This is a genomic window from bacterium, assembly GCA_020444325.1.
Classification (GTDB): domain Bacteria; phylum Bacteroidota; class Ignavibacteria; order SZUA-365; family SZUA-365; genus BM516.
The window spans coordinates 183,980-205,658 of the sequence record JAHLLD010000007.1; the positions used below are offsets into that span (position 1 = coordinate 183,980).

Consider the following 21,679-nt stretch of genomic DNA (forward strand, 5'->3'; position numbering starts at 1 on the left):
AATGCGCAGCAGTCTGAATTGGACTCTCACGGAGCCACTTCCTATATTTTACAGATCACTCCCGCACAGGGTCAATCATTCGTCTGATGAGGAGTCCCATGAAGCAATACAATCTTCGGGTCAGCGCGCTGATCATCTTTTCCCTCGCATTTTCCGGCAGCGCCATGGCACAGTGGACGCAACTGGTTTCAGGGACGAGCAAGCCGCTGCATGGCGTCTTCTCTGTTTCCGCCTCCATGACTGTTGCATGTGGTGACGATGGACTGGTGCTCGGCACCACCAACGGAGGTATGAGCTTCAGCTCAGCCACAGCTTCCACGACGGAAAATCTCAACAAGATCTTCGTCAGCGGCGTTGCGCTGCCCACTATTACGGTAGTCGGTGACAACGGGGTGATTCGCTCCTCAACAAATCTGGGCGCGACCTGGAATTCGCATACTGCGGGCACCACGGAAAACCTCAACGATCTGTTCGTGCATGATCCGACGAACGGCACCACACTCACAATCGTCGGCGACAACGGGGTCATTCTGTTCAGCAACAACAGCGGAGCGAATTACGGTCTCAAACTGGCGCCAACCAATGATCCGCTCAACGGTGTCTTTTTCCGGGATCTCCTCAACGGCATTATCGTGGGCAACAGCGGTGTCATCCTGCGCACCACCAACGGGGGCGCGGCCTGGAGCACCATCACATCCGGCGTAAACACCAATCTCAATCATGTGTTCTTTACCACCATGAATGATGGCTGGATCGTCGGTGATGGCGGACTGATCATGAACACAACCGACGGTGGACTCAACTGGAGTTCAGTCACGAGTCCGGTAAACACGGACCTGGCACGACTTTCCTTCTCCGATATGAACAACGGCACAGCCGTTGGTGCGGGAGGCGTCATCATCCGTACGACGGATGGCGGTGTTACCTGGGCACAGCAGAACAGCGGGGTAACGACGGATCTTCATTCCGTGTTTTTCATCGATGCGAACAATGGGATGGCTGTCGGTGAAGGCGGACTCATCCTGCGGACAACCAATGGTGGCACCCCCGTAGAGCTGCAATCCTTTTCCGCGAGCCGGATTGCGCGGGGATCAGCACATCTGCAATGGACCACAGCCACTGAGACGGATAACTACGGATTTGAAGTGCAGCGCAACATTGGCGCCTCCTGGGAAGTACGCGGCTTCGTCAACGGAGCGGGGAGCAGTACACAGCGCCAGGATTACTCCTTTGTCGACACCGATCTCCCCTCTACCCGCATCGCATACAGACTGAAGCAGGTAGACATGGACGGCAGTGCTTCCTATTCACCGGTGATCGAGCTCAGCAGCGTCTCCTCTTCCGCACTGCAATTTTCACTCGATGCATGGCCTCAGCCCACGACCAACATCGGCACCCTGCAGCTGCGTCTCGGTGAAAGCGGACACGCGCGCGTTCGCATTTATGACACCAACGGGCGCATCGTCAACGAACTGCATGACGGCTACCTGTCCGCCGGAACCCATGTCCTGCGCTGGGACGCGACGCGTCTCCCTGCTGGAGCGTATCTCGCGGTTCTGGAATCGAACGGTCACCGCACACAGAAAACTCTCATTCTGCAGAAATAAACAGACGTACAATGGCCGGAGAAACGGGAAAACCACAATCACCCCTGTCCCTGCAGCGCAAGTATCTCATGCAGGCCGTCGTGGTAATCATCGTTACCGGATTGACCATCTATATCCTTTCACAGTTGCTGCCGTTCGCCATCGAAGGGAGATATTTCCACAGTTCTGAAATTTATTTCCTCGCAACGATCGCCAACCTGGTGTTCTTCCACACCCTTGCGTATCATATTATTGAAGAAACACCGCGCCGTGTGCTTCTCGGCACAGCACTCACAACGCTCATCACCTCTCTGATGATGTATGGCGTCTACTATGTTTACAGTCTCACTCTGTGACGCCCTGTGGCCTCCAGCGTGAGTCCCGTTTTTTTTAAACCAATCAACTGGGAGTTTACATGACGATTACAACCACACCCGGCATCGAGGGCAAGACCATTCAGGAATACAAGGGCATCGTCACCGGCGAAGCCATCCTCGGAGCCAATATTTTCAAGGACATCTTCGCAGGTATCCGTGATATCGTCGGTGGAAGGTCCGCGACCTATGAAAACGAGCTGCGCAATGCGAAGGATATCGCCCTGCGGGAAATGCAGGAACGCGCAGCATCTATGGGCGCAAATGCCATCGTCGGCGTCGATCTCGACTATGAAAATCTTGGCGCAAACGGCGGTATGCTCATGGTTACCGCCAGTGGCACTGCAGTGGTCGTAGGCTAATCGGGAAACGGATACAGAGAGTTCGCCCGGGATTCCGTATCTTGCGAATGAACTGCACTCGAATACCGCTGTTTTGCAATCCTTTCTAGAGAACATTTCCAACCGGATCCTCGACCTGCGCGTCGGGCTTGAGCGCTATTTCCATCGCTTCCGAGGCACCGAGCATACCTTCATGGTCATTGTCGCGGTGATCATCGGACTGCTGGGTGGACTCGGCGCCGTCGCCATACAATGGCTGATCAAACTCTGCCAGAAACTTTTCTGGGGTGAGTGGGCGCTTACGCTGGATTTCCTGAACACGGTCCCGATTTTCTGGAAAATTGCGATCCCTGTTATCGGAAGTGCGATCGTAGGTGCCGTGGTGTACTACTTCTCGAAGGAAGCAAAAGGACACGGAGTGCCGGAAGTGATGGAAGCCATTGCGCTCCAGGACGGCAAGATTCGTCCCCGCGTGGTCATCGCGAAACTCTTCGCTTCTTCCGTCTACATCGGGGCAGGGGGATCTGTCGGACGCGAGGGACCGGTGATTCAGATCGGGTCATCCATCGGTTCTGCACTCGGACAATTGCTGCGCGTCAATCCACGGAGGACCAAGACCTTTGTCGCCTGCGGAGCGGCATCCGGCATCGCTGCTGCGTTCAACGCACCGGTGGCCGGCGCACTGTTCAGCGTCGAAATCATTCTCGGAGATTTTGGTGTCGCACAGTTCAGTCCCATTGTGATCTCCTCCGTGATCGCAACCGTCGTCTCACGACATTTTCTCGGTGATTTCCCGGCATTTGAGGTACCCGCGTATCACCTGGTGAGTCCGTTCGAACTTCTCCCCTATGCCGTCCTCGGCATTCTGTCAGGTATCGTTGCTCTGCTCTTCACAAAAACGCTCTACCGACTCGAAGATTTCTTCGACGACCTCAAGCTGAATGGCATTTTGAAAACCATGATCGGTGGGTTGATCATCGGAGGTATGGGCGTCTTCGTGCCGCATATCTACGGTGTGGGATACGATACCATGAATGCTGCCCTGCTCGGACACCTTTCCTGGGTCACCATGCTGCTGCTGATTTTCGCGAAGATATTCGCCACCAGCGTCAGTCTGGGTTCGGGCGGATCAGGCGGTGTGTTTGCTCCATCGCTCTTCCTCGGGACCATGACGGGTGGATTTTTCGGGGCACTCGTCCATATGCTCATGCCCCAGTATTCCGCCTCCTCCGGGGCATACTCGCTCGTGGGAATGGGCGCTGTGGTCGCCGGCGCGACTCACGCACCCATCACCGCTATCCTGATCATTTTTGAAATGACTAATGATTACAAAATCATCCTGCCCCTGATGATCGCTTCGATCATCGCGACCGTCTTCACCACGAAGATGTCACGTGAGTCAATCTACACGCTTAAATTGCTGCGCAAGGGTATCGATCTTTTCGCGGGGCGAGATGTGAACCTTTTGCGTCATCACCGTGTGCGAGATGTGCTCCGCCGCGATGAGAACATTATCCTCAACAGCACTTCTCTTCCCGCACTGCTGCAGACCATGCTCGATGGGAAGCATGAAGAGTATTTCGTCGTAGATCAGAACGACAGTTTGCAGGGCGTGATCACCCTGCAACAGGCAAAGGAGTTCATAGCAGACAGGGATATCCCACCTGAACTCGTGATCGCATCGGATCTCATGCGCACGAACGTCGAGTGCCTGCAGCCTGATGACAACCTCGATCTCGTCATGCATCAATTCGGCCGCATCGACAGCCGGCAGCTTCCCGTCGTCGAAAATGAGAAGAATCGCAAGCTGCTTGGACGCGTGCGTGCCAAGGACGTGATCGACATGTACAACAAGGAAATCTTCAAGAAAGATCTGGCGGGGGGAATGCACTCCATCGTATCCGGTATGGAACGCGGCCGCACGATAGATGTCTTCGAGACACATCAGATCGTGGAAACGAAAGTCCCCGACCAGTTCATCGGCAAAACCATCAAGGAACTCGATGTGCGTAACCGATACGGGGTGCAGTTGATTCTCATCCGGAAAGAGGCCGAGACAGGTGCCATGGATTCAGTAGACCCTGCGGAACGTCAGGGCACCATTCCGGATGCCGACTACGTATTCGAGGAAGGAGATGACGTTCTGCTTCTCGGGGAAAAGGAAAGCATTGAAAGGTTCAGGCACGACAATCCACGTGACTGACCGCTCTGGCGAAGTACTCAATTCAGAGGGAGACTGATCACAAAACAGGCACCACCGAGTTCCGACGTTTCGTAGCGAAGCTTCCCTCCGTGTCCCTTCACAATGACCTCGTGACTCAGGGAGAGTCCCAGTCCCGTACCACTTCCTGCGGCTTTCGTCGTGAAAAACGGTTCAAAGATTTTCTGCTGCAGGTGTTCCGGCACACCGTTCCCGTTGTCCTCAACACGTACGACTGCGAAATTGTCTACCCGCCTCGAGGTGACATGAACCGTGGGTTCAAATGCATCTCCCGCACTACCCGCCTTCTCGTTCACAGCCTGGAATGCGTTGTTCAGCAGATTCACGAAGACGCGGGCGACATCCTGCTGCACGAGAGGAATCGTGGTGATGCTGTCATCGTAGTCGCGAATGATTTCAACGGTAAAGTCCTGCACCTGCGCACGCATGCCATGGAAGGCCAACGTCACATATTGGTCGAGGAACTCATTGAGTTTGACCGGCTCGGCTTCTCCGGCTTTTCCATGCGAATGCAGAAGCATGGAGCGGACGATGCGATCCACGCGTGCGCCATGCTCTGAAATCTTTTCGGCGCTCATCACCAGCTCGTCAATCAGCGGCGCGATGCGCTCGGCCAGCGGACCCTCATCCGAGTCTCCTTCCTCCAGTTCCTCACGCAATTCCTGTGCAATATCGATCGACGAGAAGGCGAAGTTATTTACAAAGTTGATCGGGTTCTTGATCTCATGTGCAATTCCCGCCGTCATCTGTCCGAGCGAAGCCAATTTGCTGGCATAGGTCAGCTTTGTCTGTGTACTTCGCAGTGCGTCAACGGCTTCCGCGAGCGCTTCGCGGCTCACGAGAAGTTCGTCCTCGCGCGAACGCAGTTCCGCCGTAAGCTGCATTTGCTGCTGCGCCTGCTCATTGAACCGCCTCCTGTTCGCCCTGCGCCTGGATCGCACAATCAGCACCACAACTGCGATCAGTAAAAGAACGACGAGAATCCTGAACCACGTGGTGGCATACCAGGGAGCGGGAATGATGAACGTGATCTGCGCTCCCGTATTATTCCATGCGCCATGATTGTTGCTTCCCCTCACTTTGAAGGTGTAGCGTCCGGGTGTGAGTCCGGGAAACATGGCCCTGCGCATATGTGTGCTGTCGGTCCATGTATCCTGCACACCTTCCATCATCCAGCTGTATTCATTGCGTTCGGGGTCAGTGAGATCAAGCGCTGCAAAGTCGATCGTCAGAAAAGACGTTCCCGCCGAAAGTTCATATTCCACCCCGGAAGTCTGCGGTAGAAGGACCAGTCCACCCCTGCGCCGCTGCTGAACGTTGACAGCTGTGATAGCCACGGGCGGAACAGCCCGGTTCCGCTTAATCTGTGAGGGGATGAAGCTGTTTATACCATTCCCGCCCCCGAAATACATGCGTCCGTCAGGACCTCTTGCGGCCGCTCCCTGGTTGAACTCCTCGGCCTGCAGTCCATCACTGACCCTGAAATTTATCACGCTGCGATCTCGCGGGTCATAGACTGAGATACCATGATTACTGCTCATCCAGAAGCGTCCCGCCTCATCCTGCAGCAGACCGTACACAGTATTATTCGCAAGTCCATCCTGCTCGGTCAGCCGTGTGATATGCATATCGAGAGAGTCGACGCGATGCAATCCCCCGCCGACACTTCCCATCCATACTGACCCATCATCCGCTTCCAGCATACAGGTAATACTACTGCTGCTGATGCCTCCCGGCTCCTGATCGTAATGCGTCCACTTTTTCTTTTCAGGATCGAACGTGTAGAAGCCCCTCACATTCGTTCCTATCCAGATCTTGCCATTGGAGCTTTCCAGCATGCACCATGGCTGCACGGCGGCTGCACCGGTTGCTTCCGATTTACCGAGATATTGACGCAATGCAGAACCATCCGCGGGGATGACGTATACGCCGTGATCGCTGCCTATCCACAGCGAGCCGTCTTTGCTTTCGAGCATGGTGAATATCTGATTGCCAGCCAGTTCCGTATACGGGACGGGAATTCTTTCGATGCGGTCCCCCTTCGGCTGATAGCAATCGAGTCCGTTCTCACCACCGGCCCACACCCGACCTTTACTATCGGTGAGCAGTGACCAGGTATGCCAGCTCCTGCTGGATACGACGGCACCGGCATGTTTGCCGATATAACGCCATTGCCCCTGCCCGGATGTGCGTATGTGGATTCCGTAATCTGTTGCGATCCACAGACTGCCGTCATTCGTCGTGGTCAGGGCCCAGACCATCCGGTCTTCGGGGCGGGACTCGCCTCCTCCGATATTGCGCAGATGAGAGAACTGCTCTGTAAGCAGATTGCAGCGATTCAGGCCGCCGTTGGACGTCCCCGTCCATACATTCCCCGATCGATCTTCAAAAATGGAGAGGACGTAATTGGTGCTCAGGCTGCCCGGTATCGTCTCGTCATGCCGGTAATGCCTCTCCAGTACACCGGGGGCGGACCAGTGCAGAACCCCGGCACCGAGGACCCCCATGCAGACACCACCTTCCCGGAGATTGATCAGCGCGGTAATCCGCTGATTATCCCCACCCTCGAAATGGAGCTGTTCGATGCGCCCATCTTTATGCAAAACAGTTGCGCCCGCTCCACTGCCGATCCAGAGACGTTGGTCTCTGTCGAACAGCAGACTCCGGATTTCAGTGGCAGGCAGGCCCTGCGATGTATCACGCACGGTATAGGGTTTGCCCGTTCCGGATGCCGGGTCATATGTGTGAAGACCGTCGTTCGCGGTACCGATCCAGAGGCGGCCACGGGCATCCCCGGCAAGACTCCAGATCGAGTCCCGTTTCGCCTGCGCAAGCCTACGGTATTTGACGCGTTCAAAGTTTCCCGCGACCGTCAGCCTGTTCAGGCCGTTACAGGTTGCGATCCAGAGAACACCATCGGCATCCTCATGGAATGCCGTCACTCTGTCATCACTCAGGCTCCTGGGATCGGTTGGGTCGTGCCTGTAGCGGGTCCATTGCTGTTCTTTCGGATCATAGCTGGTGAGCCCATGCCAGGTCCCGATCCACAGAAGGCCATGACGGTCTTCATGCAGTGCCGAAATGAAGTCGTCTGAGAGAACCGGTATATTCCCCTGCATTTCACGATACACCATGAAGCGGGAGCCATCGAATCGACACAGTCCTTCGCGGGTTCCCACCCAGAGAAATCCCCTGCTGTCCTGCATAATGCAGGTGACTGTCTGCTGCGGGAGTCCTTCACTGCTCCGGTAATGCGCAAAGTGCATCTGCTGTGCGTGTATTATTGACCCGCACAGGACAAGCAACACTGCAGTCACAACCCACTGGAGATGCCGGGGTCCTATCGCCATATATATCAAGCGTATCATCACTTCCCTTCTGTTCAGGCTGACAGCAGCATCAAATGTATTGCTCCATCAGCAGTTGCCCCACGGATTGATCAAGCAGCTCAGCGCGACGCAACTCCTCAAACCGGTTGATAAGTTCACTTGGTTGAGCGCGGTTTTTCTCGCTCCCGCTGATATCCATTGAGATGCGTCCCCTGTGCATCATCAGCAGGCGATCGCCAAAGTGCACAGCATGCTGCATCGAATGGGTAACCATCAGGACGGTCAGGTGCCCCGTACTGACGATATGTCCGGTAATTTTCAGCACCAGGTCAGCACTCTGGGGATCCAGTGCCGCGGTATGTTCATCGAGCAGCAGCAGCTTCGGTTCCTGCCATGTCGCCATGAGCATGGTGACGACCTGACGCTGTCCGCCAGAGAGCGTGGAAATCGGCTGCTTCATCCGCGTTTCGAGTCCGATCCCGAGTCCTGACAGACGATCATAAATCTCATCGCGCAATTCTCTGGTGAGGGCAAATCCGAGATCAAAGGGCTTTCCGCGGCGGGCCGCCAGTGCGAGATTCTCCTCCACCGTCATATCAGGGACGGTGCCACGGAACGGGTTTTGAAATACACGACCAATATCCCTCGCCCGCAGATGCTCTGGCTGCGCGGTGACGTCCTTCCCGTCAAGAATAATGCTTCCCGCATCTACGGATTCACTTCCTGAAATGAGATTCAGGAGCGTGGACTTTCCCGAGCCGTTCGATCCCACAATGACAATGAAATCCCCTTCCTGGAAACTGAGAGAGAGTGGCTCAAGTGCATGGATGCGTTCAGAGCCGTGTCCATCGAAAGACTTCGCGATATTGCGCAGTTCAAGCATCAGGCAGCACTCCGCTGTTCAATCCTTCGCTGACGCAGCGCGCGCACCCTGTCAGGCACGAGCAGCGCGAGGAGAACAATGATGGTCGAAATCAATTTGAAATAGTCACCCGTAAGACCGGTGTACATGAGCAGCGAACGGATGAGCTCATAGATGGTGGCACCGAGGATGGCGCTGAGCAGTCTTACGGCAAAGGTGCGGTTTTTCAGGAACGTCTCACCAATGAGCACGCAGGCCAGACCGATCACGATGTATCCCACGCCGTCAGTGAGAGCGACGGATCCATAATACTGCGTCCAGATCGCGCCTGTCAGTGCTGCAAGTGCATTGGACACTGCGAGTGTGGCGACGATATGAAGGGATACATTGGCACCGACGGCGCGTGTCGCCTGACCGTTGGAGCCCGCGGCCCGCATTGCCAGTCCGAAACGCGTGCGAAAGAACAGGACCATGGCTGTTGAGAGTACCAGCACCATGCCCCCGGAGAACAGCATGGAGACGAGTCGCGCAGGGGAGTACTGCACACCCAGCCCCTGGGTGACATAGCGTGTCCCAAACACGGCCTCCGCCAGGTCACGGGCATATTCATACAGAGTGATATGGCCTTCGTATGCGAAGGATCCCTGTGTGAGAATAATGAGGTTGATCCCGTAAAGCGCCATGGCCACGAGAATACCCGCGAGCATGCGTTCAATCTTGAAGCGGGTGATGAGCAGTCCGGTCATCATGCCGCTGCCAATCCCGCCAAGAGCGCCGAGAACGGTGGCGGAAATCGGGTCCATTCCCAGATCTATTAAACGTGCCGCAATCACCGCCCCGAGCACGAACGATCCATCAACAGTAACATCCGGGAAACGGAGGATGCGATAGGAAAGGAACACGCCCATCGCGAGAGGCGCGAACATGAAGCCCATTGCCAGGGCGCCGATCAGCACGATCATCATGGTTCTATCTCCTCCCCTGTGATAGCGGAAACTTCTTCCTGATGCGAGGTTGCCGGCATTTCCAGTGGATGGACGAACATTGAACCACGGACAAATTCACTCTCATTACTGCTGAGCGTGTTGCGGGCATCGTAGAGCAGGTGCAGCACCGTCTGTGTCTGCTCTTCGTCGAACAGTGAACGAATGAAGCGCACAGGATCCACCTGTCCTGCCGGCAGTGGACGGTATGAAAAGACCGCGGCATGCGCGTGCCCGAATACATTCCGATTCGGCGCGAGACGCCGGAGATACGGTAGTTCCTGGCGGGAAACCACCGCCGACAACACGACCATGCTTCTCGGATATGAGGGCTCCGTGGTGAACGCAAACTGCTCGCGGAGGCCGGGGAGCTCCCACTGAAATCCATCCGGTACAGGACTGCGCCGAAGGGAACAACCGATCAAAGAAGCCGCCTCGGCGAGAATCAGCAGTCCGGCATGGTCGCCGCACTGGTCAAGGGCAAGCTGCGCAAGCCGGGAAAACGACATTCCTCGTCGTTCCTCCGAAGCTTCAAAGCGAATTTCCTTCGCAAAGCGCGCCTCCACGACCATGCCCGAGTAAAGGGAAATGGAAGGGACAAACACGCCATCTTCAATCATGTAATCCGGATGATTTCTTTCATCCGTCGGAAGACACACGGTAATACCACCAGCGGAAAGGAATTCCCCGAACTGCTGTTCGACACCAGCATCCACGTCGCCGAACGAACCAATGCCAAAAGCGAAATGGGTGGATGGCAGTTTAAGGCTGGGATATTCTGACAGGCTGCCGGATGGCGCAGGATAATATGCTGCCTGGCCCGGTTCTTCTTCATGGATTGGATACAGGCAGAACGACCCACACCCGTCCTCAAGCTCCTCCATTGGATCATCCTGGCGGGCACTCTCGTCCCCCGAGGTCCGCAGCAGCAGTTCCGTCAATCCGGAGAGATCGAAAATATTGCGCACCTTGTCGGAAGGATTGTCAATCCGGAGAACGCCGTTGATTGCGCGCATCTGCTTGAGGTATAACAACAGCACACGCAACCCGGCGGAACTGATAAAGCTCACATCAGCGAGGTCGAGCACGATCTCCGTCGCTCCGCTGCGCACGCTGTTCTCAAGTTCCGTGCTCAGGGCATCAGACCAGTACGCATCGAGCTTCCCTTTTACCTGCAGGGTATGATGCTTCCCGGTAACCGAGCGTCCGATTTCCACAGTACCTCCTTGTTCCGCGCGGGGCGGAATACTAGTCGTCCAGGACCTTGTCGGCCCGGTCAATAATACTTTGCGGTACCGTCACTCCGAACTCCCTGGCGGCTTTCAGGTTGACGATGTGATCAAACTTCTGAATGCGTTCGAAGGGAATATCCGCGGGATCCTCCCCGCGCATAATCCGAGCCGCGAACTCAGCGGCCTTGCGCGCGCCCTGGATATAATCCGGAGCGACGACGATGACTGAACCCTGCTCTGCCTGCTCGTTGACAAACGAGAACACGGGGATGTTGTTTTCCTTGGCGACACGCACAATACTCGGGAACGTGGCACTTGTCATGTTATCCTCGATCTGGCAGATGGCATCGACACCGAGATCGATCAGCGACTGTGTTGCCTGCGGCACGGAAGACTTGTAGCTGACACCGTACGTCTCGAGCTGCAGGCCCGCATCCGACGCAGCGGTAATGAGGTTGCTCTTGTAGAAGGTCGCATTGAGTTCCGACTGCGTAAACAGTGTCCCGATACGGTTGATTTCAGGTTTCACCTGCTTGATGTAGTTCATCATTGCCGTGAAGGTCGTATTGGTGTACACCCCGGTCAGGTACGGCAGGTGGTCGTTGTCGTTCCTGCCCACGGTGGAAATGACGAATGGGTTGGCGACAACCATGAATACCAGCGGCAATCCCTCGCCGCGCTGCACGGCTGTATGCAATGTCGGCGTCTGCAGCGAAACGATCATATCGGTCCCGTCCGCAGCAGTGGCATCGATGAGGGAGAGCACAGCATCCGCATCCCCCTGGGCGTTGCGCATGACGATGGTGTAGTCCTCACCTTCCTTGAGGCCGGCCAGCTCGAGTCCCGAGCGAAATCCGGCTTCCGCATCACGCGTCTGCCGAAGCTCGTCATACTTGATCATGCTGAGTTTCCAGACTTTTTTACTGGTGTCGCCTTCCTCGTTTTTCTGACAGGACCAGAGCATTGTCATCGCCAGAGCTGCGACCGCAACGATTCCGAGCCTGCGTGCGACAGGAGCTAATCTCCGCATCATATGTCATTCCTCCGTATCTAAAACGTCAATGGTTACAGTATTAATCGGTTTTCGGTCCGAGATACTCCAGCGCAAGCACTGTCATATCGTCAGATTGTTCAGTATCACCGGCATGCCGGGATACATCCTCCATGATGTATTCAACCAGGTTTTCAACCGCCGCATCCGCATGCTTTTCGAGCAGCGCACAGAAGCGTTCATCGGAGTACTCTTCACGGTCTTCGCCGAAGGCTTCGACGATACCGTCGGTATAGATGATAAGCCGTTCGCGCGGTAAGAAACTCACGGTGTTCTCGAGGTACTGCATCCCCGCATCCACACCGAGCACGGTGCCACGTACGGGATCGAGCTGCGAAACGGAACCAGAATGAATCCGGTAGGGATGGTTGTGACCCGCGCTGCTGTAGGTAAACTGCCCCGAGCGGAAATCAAGAACACCATAAAACAGGGAAACGAACATCGAAGAAATGTTCTCCGCACAGAGCGATTTGTTGACATGCGTCAGGCAGGCTGCGGGTGACGTCCCATCAAGAGCCTCGGATTTGAGCAGACTCCGGCTCGCGGCCATGATAAGCGCGGCCGGCACACCCTTCCCTGACACGTCGGCAATCGCGATCCCCAGCTGCGAATCATTGATCTTGAAAAAATCGTAGAAATCACCGCCCACACTTGATGCGGGACGCATCGAGGCAAACAGGGAAAACTCGCTGTGCTCCGGAAATGGCGGAAACACCTTCGGGATAATTTCCTGCTGCACCCGGTTGGCGAGCTCGAGTTCGCGATTCAGACGCAGTAATTTTTCCTTTGCATGCCGGGCTTCACGCAGTGCGGAAACCTGTCCCATGGTTTTCTCTATGGTGAGTTCGAGATCCTCGAAATCAATCGGCTTGGTCACGAAATCGAACGCACCGCGGTTCATCGCCGTACGGATGTTCTGCATATCACCGTATGCCGAAACGATGACAGTTTTAAAGTCGGCCTCCTCAAGCTTGGCAGCGTTGGAAAGGAAGGTCAGACCGTCCATGACCGGCATATTGATATCGCAGAGCACCACATCGAGCTGCGGAGTCTTGCCAGCAAGATCAAGTGCATCCCTCCCGTTGGCGGCGAAATAGAAGTTATACTCGCCATCCCGGATCTTCCTGCGAAAGCGCTGGCGTATAAGCAGTTCAAGATCCGGTTCGTCATCGACAACCAGAATATGCGTCACGATAGCTTTCCCTCTCGTTCAGGGATGAATGATAGACTGCTGATTTTGGGAAATACAGTCACAAAATAGAATATTTATGGACATTTCCAATGCAACCGGGAGAATCGGAAGTGCGTGTCACACTTTGTGGGGATGCGTCGATTGGCGTCCGGCCAGAGCGAGAAGAATCAGCAGAAGCAGTATTCCGGTGGCAAGCGAAATCCAGGGCGAGAGGTTGAAAAAAGCAGGGAGGGTGCCGACGGCAAGGGAGACAATTCCAACAGCGCCGGCGTAGGGAAGCTGCGTTCGCACATGATCGATGTGATCACATGCAGACGCCATGGAACTGAGAATAGTAGTATCGGAGATGGGAGAACAGTGGTCACCGAACACGGAGCCCGAGAGGACCGAGGCGATACTGCCAAGCGTAATCGTATACGCCTGGTCCATGGGAAGCGATGCGTCCTGACCGAGGACGAAGGAAAGAGGAATGACAATCGGCATCATGATCCCCATGGTACCCCAGCTCGTTCCCGTCGAAAAACTGATCACCGCCGCCACCAGGAAGGTCAGGGTCGGGAGCCAGGCAGGTGGCAGATTTCCTTTGAGTAATTGAACGAGATAGGACGCCGTGTGGAGTTCCGTGGTGATTTCCCCAATGCTCCAGGCAAGCGTCAGAATGAGCATGGCGAGAAGCATCGACTTGAGTCCGTTGAACCAGGCGTTCATCGCCTCTTCGAGCTTGAGAATGCGCTGTCCCACCGCGAGCAGAATGGCGGTCACGCAACTGAGCAGGGATGCCCAGAGCAGGGCCTTGTAGGAATTCGCTTCACCGATGATGTTCCCGAGACTGTAATCGCCACTGCCTGATGCGGCGACGGACTGCCAGCCGGTATAATACAGGCCTGCTATGGCACCAAGTACGACGACCACAATGGGAATGGCGGCATTCCACCAACGGGGACGCACGTGTTCATCCGGCAGCACTGCGGAACTGTCCGTCAAATCGGTTGCGAGCTGTGCGCCGTCCCGGAACAGCTTTCCCTCCCGCCGGGCGCGTCGTTCTGCACGGGCCATCCCCCCGAAGTCTTTTCCCGATACACTGATCAACAATCCAAATACCAGCGTGAGCAACGGGTAAAAACTGTAGGGAAGCATGTCGAGGAAAACGGCATACGCGTTCGGGGCGACCAGATCCACACTTTTAAGTGCGGCATCGATGAGTCCGACCTCATACCCAATCCATGTACTGATGAACAGCACAGCCGTAACGGGAGCGGCGGTAGCGTCCACCAGAAAAGCGAGTTTCTCCCGCGATATGCGCAGGCGGTCGGTGATCGGACGCATGGTATTGCCGACGATAAGCGAGTTCGCGTAGTCGTCAAAGAAAATGACAAAACCGAGCAGCCAGGTTGCCAGCTGTCCCCTGCGCGGAGAACGTGCGATACGGGTCAGCTTTGTGGCAATTCCCATGGTCCCGCCGCTCTTGGAAATCACCCCGACCATGCCGCCGAAAAGCATTGAAAATGCAATGATGGATACATGGTCAGGATCCGCCAGCGCCTGCACGATGTAGTGGTCCAGGACACGCAGGAACCCACCGAAGGGATCATAATCGAAAACGAAAATCGCACCGAGCCAGACACCGGCGAAAAGGGACACCAGGACCTGTCGCAGCAGCAGGGCCAGGACGATGGCAAGGAGGGGTGGAAGGATACTCATGATACCGGGAATGACGCGGAGACGATGTGTCGCCCGGTGCGCACCATACGAGGCTTGCAGCCTGTGTTCGCCGCTGCCTTCGATGCTTGCCTCATCAGTGTAAAAGCGTCCCCTCTCCAACCGCACGGTACCTGAACCGCCGGCCTTCACCCCTCCCAACTGCAGCAGACCGTTCGCCGTGGTATCCACCTGACCTGCGGCATCCCGCAGTGTCACGTCGAGCGAAAAATCCACGCCGTCAAGCAGGAGTTTCGGAGCCCGTATCTCGAGCGTGCGCGCGTGCAGCGGAGCCGACACGAGAAGGAGCAGCAGCAGGGAAAGCGGAAAGGAATACCGGGTGAGGTGGTTCATGACAACAGACGCTGATGAAGCGGGAAAATGTGCAGGAGTTGCGATGCGATGCAAGTCCGCCGCGTTTCCATCGCTTCCCCCCGGTTATGCACTTGCATCGTGCAGCATGGCAGTCTAGTTTTACCTGCATGTTTCACCATAAAGGAAGTACATGGCGCTGACATATTCGAAAGGCATGGCCTTAGGTACGGAACTCCCGTTTTTCAATCTCCCCGGCGTCGACGGTGCGCAGTACACACCTGATGATTTCCGTGATGCCAATGTGCTGGTTGTGGTGTTCACCTGCAATCACTGTCCCTACGCCATTGCAAGTGAAGACCGTCTCATCACGCTGCAGCGGGATTTCCGTGATCGGGGCGTACGCTTCGTACTCATCAATCCGAATGACGCGGACCGCTATCCTGACGACTCGTTCGTGCGTATGGCCGACCGAGCGAAGGATAAACAGTTCCCGTTCCCCTACCTCTACGACGAGTCGCAGGAGGTTGCCCGCAGTTTCGATGCCGCCTGTACGCCCGATATCTTCGTGTTCGATCAGGCGCGGAAACTTCGCTACAACGGACGCATTGATGATAACTGGAAAGAGCCGGCAAGCGTGACGCAGGAGGATCTGCGTACCGTACTGGAGGATTTGCTCGCGGGAAGGGAAATCAGTATTGAAGCGGTACCCTCAATGGGCTGTTCCATCAAATGGAAACCCTGATCGCGTGTTCCACACACTGATCGCAATCTCACTTTAGTCGTCCATCTCATCGAAGTCATTGAGATTCTCCCAGATGTGGACATCTTCCCTGTGTTTCCGCAGTGTGGAGGGAATCACCCCTATTGCGGTGACCACACCCTGCTTCACGGTGATACGGGTATCCTGGTCCGCATCCGGCGCCGGAAGCTGCAGGGATGCTGTCACCCAGGTGGCCCAGATTTCCTCCTGTCCTGAAAGCCTGTAGCGTCCCTGCAGGCGCCGAAGGTAAAGCCTTCCATCCCGGATTTCCCACGTCCCTCGATACTGCCGCCAGCAAGCGGAGGATGCGATAACAGCCTCCTCCCCGTCTTCAGGCTGCCAGAGTGGTTCTTCCACAATACGTGCGTGCTGCTCGGGCAGCACCGGCACGGATGTCATTTCCCGCTTCTCCCCGTCCAGGAAAAGTACTTCAGGAAGCTGCGTCGTCATCGGCCGTCTCCTCTCATGCGCGGCGCGCAATGTGACATCAGAGAGAAAAACGAGGATACGAAACGACCCCGTGGATGTTTCAGTCCGTCAGTCCTTCCTGTCTCCGTGCAGGGTGTTTGTCCGCAGTTTTCTGGCGATCTCCAGCGAACGCCGGATACGCGTATCGCTGCGTTTGGCCGTTGAGATATACAGTGCAAGCGAGCGCTGCATGCCCGCGGTCATCCCGTCAAAACGACTGGCGGCCTCCTCGTCCTGCTCAAGAACCTCGATGAATTCCTCCGGCAGCTCCACGGCATCCGGGTCCGGATCGGGTTCAAGTATGACGGTGACCATGTCATCGAGGCGTGCACCGATTTCCTTCAGCAGCGGCTGCCCCACGATCAGTCGACTGCCGCCCGCGCCGTCGCCCGTGAGGGCCCTGCGATACGATTTGCCATTGAGGATAGCCACGACGCGACGCACGCCGGCTTCCTTAAAGGCGACGGCCACTTCATCCGGCACCGGCAGAAAATGATTGATCATGCCGCTTTCTGTTCGCAGCACGGGGGCGTCAAAATGAAATTTCATGCGCAACTCCTTTCATCCCGGCATTGCCTTCATCCCGGGATTGCCTTCATCCCGGCATTGCGTTGCAGCAAAAGCGCGGCTGTCCATCGTGCCAGGCTGTTACTGCTCTTCAGACGCGCTCTGCGTAAAGGTTACGCTTTCCACGCAGTCACGAATTGCTGCACCATCCTGCTTCCATTCCTGTGACGGTGTGAGACCTGTGATCAGATAGATATGTGTGCCTCTCAGCACGATCCTTGCATACGCGCGGATGCTCTGCCCGCTCATGCTCCCGCGGTATTCGATCAGATACTCATCCTCCCCTCTGGGGATTGCGTCGATTTCCGTCATCCCGAGCTGATCAAATCCGTCGCGTGAATATTCGATGTAGTCCTCCAGGTTTCCTTCCCATGTCTCAACACGAACATTGACGTTCGATGCAAAACCATTGCGGAGAGGCAGCGCGGTCAGGAATACCGTCGTCGCTTTATCGCCCGGTGCGGCATCGAGGGGCTCCATCTGAATCCCATGGGCGGGAAGTATCAGCAGCGGTTTTTCCTGCGCAGTTCCATCGCCGGACTGCTGCGCAAAAGCTGCGGCTCCATGCAACGTGAAAATTGTTAGAAATACAGCAAGGAATGGACGGAACGGTTTCATCAAAAACCTCGATGAGAATGGTAACAACAGGCACGTAAAGATAACGGATACCCCGGTTCCGGTCACAGGTGTGCCGCATTTTTCGTATCTTTGATATTCACAATTGAAGCTATCCCATGAACGCAAATACATCATTCCTCGATGCATTGCAGGGCCGCGTACTCGTTTTTGACGGTGCGACCGGTACGAATCTGCAGGCACAGCAACTGAGCGCCGATGACTTCGGCGGTCCCGCCCTTGAAGGCTGCAACGAACATCTCGTCATCTCCTGTCCCTCAGCGGTTGAGCGTGTCCATCGCGATTTCCTGGAGGCCGGGGCGGACATTATTGAAACCGACACGTTCGGTGCAACCAGCGTCGTGCTTGCGGAGTACGACATTGCCCATCTGAGCCGGGAGATCAATGAGCGTGCCGCGGCCATCGCCCGGCGCATGGCGGACGAGTACAGCACTGCCGACCAGCCCCGTTTCGTGGCGGGGTCCATCGGACCGACCACCAAGCTGCCGTCTCTCGGACATATCGGCTTCGACGCCCTGCGCGACTCGTATGCCGAACAGGTGGAGGGATTGCTGGATGGTGGTGTCGATCTGCTCTGCGTGGAAACCTGCCAGGATATGCTGCAGAGCAAGGCGGCGCTCGCGGCCATTCACCAGGTCTTCGACCAGCGCGGGCAACGCATCCCTGTCATTGTGTCCGTGACGATCGAGACCATGGGCACGATGCTCATGGGCACGGAAATCGCCGCCGCGGTCACCACCTTCGATCCCTATGACATCATCACCGTGTTCGGGATGAACTGTGCGACGGGACCGCAGGAGATGGAGGAGAATCTCCGTTACATCTGCCAGAACTCCTCACGCCCGGTTTTCGTGATGCCGAATGCTGGTATCCCGGAAAACGTGGGCGGACATACCTGCTACAAACTCACAGCGCAGCAGCTTCAGGCTTCGATGCGACGCTTCATCACCGAGTTTGGTGTCTCGGTCATCGGCGGGTGCTGCGGCACCACCGCGGAGCATATTGCGCTGCTTGCCGAACTGGTGCGCGAGGTTCAGCCCGCGGAACGCAAGGTCGAAAGCACGCCTTCCGTCTCCTCCCTGTACACCTCCGTCCCCCTGCATCTCGATCCGCCGCCGCTACTGATCGGTGAGCGCTGCAACGCCAACGGTTCGAAAAAATTCCGAGAACTGCTGCTCGAAGAACGTTTCGACGACATGGTTGCAATGGGGAAAGAACAGATGCGCGAAGGTGCGCATCTCCTTGATATCTGCACCGCCTACGTGGGCAGGGATGAAGTGCGCGACATGCGCGAAATCGTCAGCCGCTTCAACACGCAGATCAACCTTCCGCTCATGATTGACTCGACGGAACTGCCCGTGCTTGAGGAAGCACTCAAGCATTACGCGGGCAGGGCGATTGTCAACTCCGTGAATCTCGAGGACGGTGAGGAACGCGTCGCCCATGTCCTTGCGTTGTGCAAGATGTACGGTGCTGCCGTCGTGGCACTGACCATTGATGAAGACGGCATGGCGAAGACTGCGGAAAAGAAATTTGCTGTGGCCGCACGCCTTCGAGCACTGGCGACGGAGAAATACGGCATGCGGGATGAAGATCTGATCTTCGATCCCCTCACCTTCACGCTGGGCAGCGGCGATGAGGAGTTTCGACGTTCAGCGATTGAAACCGCGGAAGCCATCCGTATGATCAAGGATGCCTGGCCGCGCTGCTTTACCAGCCTGGGTGTCTCCAACGTGAGTTTCGGACTGAATGTCCGTGCCCGCCATGTCCTCAACTCGGTATTCCTGCATCATGCGTGTGAAGCCGGGCTCGACATGGCAATCGTGCACGCGAGCAAAATCATGCCGCTGTACAAAATCGACGAGGAAGGCGGCCGTATCGCCATGGATCTCATTCTTGACAGAAGAGAGTGGGAAACCATTTGATATACCAGAAGCAGAATCATCAGCAATTACATGAATAGAGGAGAATGCCAGGAATGAAACTCGTCACATTTGAATACGAGGGCCGGGAGCAGCTCGGTGTCCAGGTCGATGACAAAATCATGGACCTTCAGGCTGCCCACACCATGCAGCGTTTTACGCAGAAGGACGGCGACGACCTGTTGCCGAATGAAATGATCGCGTTTCTGCGCGGGGGTGATGCGATGATGGACATCGCAAGGAAAGTGGTGGACTGGTTCAAGGCCGAAGGTCAGCCAGCTACCGTTGAAGGTGAAACGATCGCTCACGGTGCTGGGGACGTCCGCCTGCTCGCACCGGTGCCGCATCCGACATCCGTGCGAGACGGATATGCCTTCCGTCAGCATGTCGAAACCGCCCGGCGCAACCGCGGGGTGGAAATGATTCCGGAATTCGACGAGATTCCCATTTTCTATTTCACCAATCACAACGCCATCACCGGTCCGGGTGAAGTCGAAGTAATGGAAATGCATCTCGATCGCATGGACTTCGAGCTTGAGTGCGCCATAGTCGTCGGCAAGGAAGGCAGAAACATCAAGGCTGCGGATGCCGACGAGTATATCGCCGGCTACATGGTGATGAACGATTGGAGTGCCCGTGCCCTGCAGATGCATGAAATGAAACTCAACCTTGGTCCCGCCAAGGGGAAGGATTTCGCGACCTCCATCGGTCCCTGGCTGGTAACGAAGGACGAGCTGTCGGACAAGCGCATCCCGGGCGAGAACGGCGAAACCTTCGACCTGGTCATGACCGCATCCGTCAACGGCGAGGAAGTCAGCCGCGGAAACCTGAAAGATATGAGCTGGACCTTCGCTCAGATCCTCGAGCGTGCTTCCTACGGCGTTACGCTGCACCCGGGCGACGTTATCGGTTCGGGGACGGTCGGAACAGGTTGTTTCCTCGAGCTGAACGGTTCGAAGATATACGATCCCGCCTGGTGGCTGAAAGACGGCGATACCGTGGTCTGCAGCATCGACCGGCTCGGATCCCTGGAAAATTCGCTCAAGAAAGTCGGATAGTCACATGAAAACCATCGATCCCCGCGAGCACCCGGTGCCGTTCGTGCACCGGACCCTGCTCAGTGGTGTCGCACCCCGTCCCATCGCACTTGTCGGCAGTATCGACAGTGAGGGACGGCACAATCTCGCACCTTTCAGTTTTTTCAATGCTTTCGGGGCCAATCCACCCGTCATCGTCGTTTCCCCTTCATACCGGGGAAAGGACGGTACCTCGAAACACACCTTCGAAAACATCCGCGAAAACGGGGAATTCACGGTCAGTACCGTCTCGTTCGACATGGTCCGACAGATCAACCTCGCCTCCGCGGATTTCCCGCAGGGTGTGGATGAATTCCAGAAGGCCGGATTCACCAAACTGCCATCCGACACCGTGCGTCCCCCCGGCGTCGCCGAATCCCCGTTCGTGATGGAATGCCGCCTGCTCGAACATTTCGACACAGGCGGAAAACCCGGAAGCGGAAATCTTCTGATCGCTGAAGTGCTTCGCTTTCACATCCGTGAATCCGCCTTCGAGGGAGAACGCATCGATCCACGACGCCTCGATCTTGTCGCCCGCATGGGCTACAACTGGTATTGCCGTGCGAATGGCGACGCGCTGTTCGAGCTGCCGAAGCCTTCACAGGTGGGTATGGGTATTGATGCATTACCGGAGCACATTCGGGTCAGCAGCATCTTTACGGGCAGCGATCTGGCCATGCTCGCCGGAGTGGCGTCCATACCGGATGCCGACGCCGTGCTGGCCCGCTGGCAGCGTATGTATGAGGAACTGCTGCCGGAAGGAAGTCAACCCGATCTCATGGAAGTCGAACTGCGTACCGGGACTCCGCAGCGTGCAGTCACCGCCCTGCTTCGAGCGTTCAAGTACGGCGCCCCGCCGATGGAGCGTGTTCTGACGGATCTTCAGCGCTGCGCACAGGCGGCATTGCATGCGGAAGACGTCGATTTTGCGTGGGAATGTGCTACAATGGCACAGACAGCACGGCTCTCAGCACTACCGCAATAGGAGCACCGGTCGCGGAACACCTGATTTGAAGTTTTTGTACCTTTCTTCCGTAACGGACAACACAACGCAAGAATCATGAGA

At 56.2% G+C, this 21,679-nt stretch carries 18 protein-coding genes; 8 read left to right on the plus strand and 10 right to left on the minus strand.

Translation table 11 applies throughout. The features are described from left to right. Positions 1-98: 98 nt before the first annotated feature. The 4 genes from KQI65_11140 to KQI65_11155 all read left to right on the plus strand — a co-directional run bounded on the left by KQI65_11140 (position 99) and on the right by KQI65_11155 (position 4,504). Positions 99-1,607 (plus strand): T9SS type A sorting domain-containing protein, encoded by a 1,509-nt coding sequence (locus KQI65_11140; GenBank protein ID MCB2205295.1) that lies wholly within the window; start codon positions 99-101, stop codon positions 1,605-1,607. A gap of 11 nt (positions 1,608-1,618) precedes the next feature. Then, positions 1,619-1,942, plus strand: coding sequence for a hypothetical protein (locus KQI65_11145; GenBank protein ID MCB2205296.1), 324 nt, complete (start codon positions 1,619-1,621; stop codon positions 1,940-1,942). A 59-nt stretch (positions 1,943-2,001) separates the two neighbouring features. Further along, positions 2,002-2,322: a heavy metal-binding domain-containing protein gene (locus KQI65_11150; protein MCB2205297.1), complete on the plus strand. Its 321-nt coding sequence runs from the start codon at positions 2,002-2,004 to the stop codon at positions 2,320-2,322. A 73-nt stretch (positions 2,323-2,395) separates the two neighbouring features. Further along, positions 2,396-4,504, plus strand: coding sequence for a chloride channel protein (locus KQI65_11155; protein MCB2205298.1), 2,109 nt, complete (start codon positions 2,396-2,398; stop codon positions 4,502-4,504). Positions 4,505-4,521: 17 nt separating this feature from the next. On the opposite strand, the gene KQI65_11160 is transcribed toward KQI65_11155, so the two are convergent. The 7 genes from KQI65_11160 to KQI65_11190 form a co-directional block, all read right to left on the minus strand. Beyond that, positions 4,522-7,788, minus strand: a complete 3,267-nt coding sequence (locus tag KQI65_11160; GenBank protein MCB2205299.1) for a GHKL domain-containing protein — start codon at positions 7,786-7,788, stop codon at positions 4,522-4,524. Positions 7,789-7,921: 133 nt separating this feature from the next. Further along, a complete protein-coding gene (locus tag KQI65_11165) occupies positions 7,922-8,734 on the minus strand; it encodes an ATP-binding cassette domain-containing protein (GenBank protein MCB2205300.1) in 813 nt (270 codons plus the stop codon). Beyond that, positions 8,734-9,678: an ABC transporter permease gene (locus KQI65_11170; GenBank protein ID MCB2205301.1), complete on the minus strand. Its 945-nt coding sequence runs from the start codon at positions 9,676-9,678 to the stop codon at positions 8,734-8,736. The genes KQI65_11165 and KQI65_11170 overlap by 1 nt, the downstream gene beginning before the upstream one ends. Then, entirely contained in the window at positions 9,675-10,913 is a 1,239-nt protein-coding gene (locus tag KQI65_11175; protein MCB2205302.1) for an STAS domain-containing protein, read from the minus strand. The genes KQI65_11170 and KQI65_11175 overlap by 4 nt, the downstream gene beginning before the upstream one ends. Positions 10,914-10,944: 31 nt before the next feature. Then, the gene (locus tag KQI65_11180; protein ID MCB2205303.1) at positions 10,945-11,961 is read right to left on the minus strand and encodes an ABC transporter substrate-binding protein; all 1,017 of its coding nucleotides are present in this window, start codon (positions 11,959-11,961) and stop codon (positions 10,945-10,947) included. A 40-nt stretch (positions 11,962-12,001) separates the two neighbouring features. After that, the gene (locus KQI65_11185; protein ID MCB2205304.1) at positions 12,002-13,174 is read right to left on the minus strand and encodes a SpoIIE family protein phosphatase; all 1,173 of its coding nucleotides are present in this window, start codon (positions 13,172-13,174) and stop codon (positions 12,002-12,004) included. A 114-nt stretch (positions 13,175-13,288) separates the two neighbouring features. Further along, on the minus strand, positions 13,289-15,223 hold the full coding sequence (locus tag KQI65_11190; protein MCB2205305.1) for a Na+/H+ antiporter NhaC family protein: 1,935 nt from the start codon (positions 15,221-15,223) through the stop codon (positions 13,289-13,291). Between the two features lie 151 nt (positions 15,224-15,374). Here KQI65_11190 and KQI65_11195 point away from each other — a divergent pair, with 151 nt between their 5' ends. Then, positions 15,375-15,926: a thioredoxin family protein gene (locus tag KQI65_11195; protein ID MCB2205306.1), complete on the plus strand. Its 552-nt coding sequence runs from the start codon at positions 15,375-15,377 to the stop codon at positions 15,924-15,926. Between the two features lie 33 nt (positions 15,927-15,959). On the opposite strand, the gene KQI65_11200 is transcribed toward KQI65_11195, so the two are convergent. The 3 genes from KQI65_11200 to KQI65_11210 form a co-directional block, all read right to left on the minus strand. Then, complete coding sequence (locus KQI65_11200) at positions 15,960-16,394, minus strand: hypothetical protein (GenBank protein ID MCB2205307.1); 435 nt, start codon at positions 16,392-16,394, stop codon at positions 15,960-15,962. 87 nt (positions 16,395-16,481) lie between these two features. Next, a complete protein-coding gene (locus KQI65_11205) occupies positions 16,482-16,961 on the minus strand; it encodes a YdeI/OmpD-associated family protein (protein MCB2205308.1) in 480 nt (159 codons plus the stop codon). 99 nt (positions 16,962-17,060) lie between these two features. Beyond that, a complete protein-coding gene (locus KQI65_11210; protein MCB2205309.1) occupies positions 17,061-17,597 on the minus strand; it encodes a hypothetical protein in 537 nt (178 codons plus the stop codon). Positions 17,598-17,713: 116 nt separating this feature from the next. Between KQI65_11210 and KQI65_11215 the strand changes: the two genes are divergently transcribed. From KQI65_11215 to KQI65_11225, 3 genes are read left to right on the plus strand one after another with little or no spacing between them, the layout of a single operon-like run. Next, positions 17,714-19,540 carry a homocysteine S-methyltransferase family protein gene (locus KQI65_11215; GenBank protein MCB2205310.1) on the plus strand — a complete coding sequence of 609 codons (1,827 nt, stop codon included), beginning with the start codon at positions 17,714-17,716 and terminating at the stop codon, positions 19,538-19,540. A gap of 53 nt (positions 19,541-19,593) precedes the next feature. Further along, positions 19,594-20,595: a fumarylacetoacetate hydrolase family protein gene (locus KQI65_11220; protein MCB2205311.1), complete on the plus strand. Its 1,002-nt coding sequence runs from the start codon at positions 19,594-19,596 to the stop codon at positions 20,593-20,595. Positions 20,596-20,599: 4 nt separating this feature from the next. Beyond that, positions 20,600-21,598, plus strand: coding sequence for a flavin reductase family protein (locus tag KQI65_11225; protein MCB2205312.1), 999 nt, complete (start codon positions 20,600-20,602; stop codon positions 21,596-21,598). The last annotated feature ends 81 nt before the right edge of the window (positions 21,599-21,679 follow it).

Coding starts and splice junctions, on each gene's coding strand:
- KQI65_11140 (MCB2205295.1), top strand. CDS start 99: ATGAAGCAATACAATCTTCGGGTCAGCGCGCTGATCATCTTTTCCCTC.
- KQI65_11145 (MCB2205296.1), top strand. CDS start 1,619: ATGGCCGGAGAAACGGGAAAACCACAATCACCCCTGTCCCTGCAGCGC.
- KQI65_11150 (MCB2205297.1), top strand. CDS start 2,002: ATGACGATTACAACCACACCCGGCATCGAGGGCAAGACCATTCAGGAA.
- KQI65_11160 (MCB2205299.1), bottom strand. CDS start 7,788: ATGCACTTTGCGCATTACCGGAGCAGTGAAGGACTCCCGCAGCAGACA.
- KQI65_11165 (MCB2205300.1), bottom strand. CDS start 8,734: ATGCTTGAACTGCGCAATATCGCGAAGTCTTTCGATGGACACGGCTCT.
- KQI65_11170 (MCB2205301.1), bottom strand. CDS start 9,678: ATGATGATCGTGCTGATCGGCGCCCTGGCAATGGGCTTCATGTTCGCG.
- KQI65_11180 (MCB2205303.1), bottom strand. CDS start 11,961: ATGATGCGGAGATTAGCTCCTGTCGCACGCAGGCTCGGAATCGTTGCG.
- KQI65_11190 (MCB2205305.1), bottom strand. CDS start 15,223: ATGAACCACCTCACCCGGTATTCCTTTCCGCTTTCCCTGCTGCTGCTC.
- KQI65_11195 (MCB2205306.1), top strand. CDS start 15,375: ATGGCGCTGACATATTCGAAAGGCATGGCCTTAGGTACGGAACTCCCG.
- KQI65_11200 (MCB2205307.1), bottom strand. CDS start 16,394: ATGACGACGCAGCTTCCTGAAGTACTTTTCCTGGACGGGGAGAAGCGG.
- KQI65_11205 (MCB2205308.1), bottom strand. CDS start 16,961: ATGAAATTTCATTTTGACGCCCCCGTGCTGCGAACAGAAAGCGGCATG.
- KQI65_11210 (MCB2205309.1), bottom strand. CDS start 17,597: ATGAAACCGTTCCGTCCATTCCTTGCTGTATTTCTAACAATTTTCACG.
- KQI65_11215 (MCB2205310.1), top strand. CDS start 17,714: ATGAACGCAAATACATCATTCCTCGATGCATTGCAGGGCCGCGTACTC.
- KQI65_11220 (MCB2205311.1), top strand. CDS start 19,594: ATGAAACTCGTCACATTTGAATACGAGGGCCGGGAGCAGCTCGGTGTC.
- KQI65_11225 (MCB2205312.1), top strand. CDS start 20,600: ATGAAAACCATCGATCCCCGCGAGCACCCGGTGCCGTTCGTGCACCGG.